We start from the raw sequence: 675 nt of genomic DNA, 5'->3' as shown, positions 1-675 counted from the left end.
GGGTGGATGTTTGCACATCTCTTTCTTTATTAAGCAAGTAAATTGTTTAGCTAGTATTAACAACGAGCCTTTTGAATTCTCGTTGCGTTAGATTATATGAGTGACAAGTTTGCTAATCATATTTTCGTGCAAAATAGTCTAATCACAGATTAGGCTATTCTTGCGCAAGGTGACTGTCATTACCTATACAAGGTAATACTCGCACACTTGCATCGCACATTCGTCAGATAGAGTAGCGGTTGAAAGAACATCTCTCGAATTACTTCGAGGTTGTTCAATCAGTTACTCTTTCGTTAAATATTGATTACTAATTATCAGCTTTCCAAATTGTTAAAGAGCATGTTTGAAGCTTGCGCTTCTCACATTTCAGAGTTTAAAAAACCCTAACCTATAATTTCTTATATGAACCTATAGATTAAGGCTTTGAATCTATTCGATGTAAGGCCTCTCCCTAAGAAGTGGTGGAGCTAAGCAGGATCGAACTGCTGACCTCCTGCGTGCAAGGCAGGCGCTCTCCCAGCTGAGCTATAGCCCCTTACATCAGTTTCAAAAGTATCTTCCTGCCTACGTAGCTTCTTCGTCAACCAGTTCGCTTGGTGACGGCAGATTTGCTCCGAGTAACGCAGCGTACGATAGTACGTGAGTAACACAGGGACAAAGCTGGCTAAACCAAGT

The 675-nt window shown here is 41.0% G+C and carries 1 tRNA gene; it reads right to left on the bottom strand.

Going from position 1 to position 675, the window contains the following annotated elements:
• Window positions 1–459: 459 nt before the first annotated feature.
• Window positions 460–535 (bottom strand) — tRNA-Ala (locus ACFO4O_RS14030).
• Window positions 536–675: the final 140 nt, after the last annotated feature.

Source organism: Glaciecola siphonariae, assembly GCF_042652645.1.
Lineage (GTDB): Bacteria > Pseudomonadota > Gammaproteobacteria > Enterobacterales > Alteromonadaceae > Glaciecola > Glaciecola siphonariae.
This window is presented reverse-complemented; position numbering and strand designations above follow the sequence as displayed.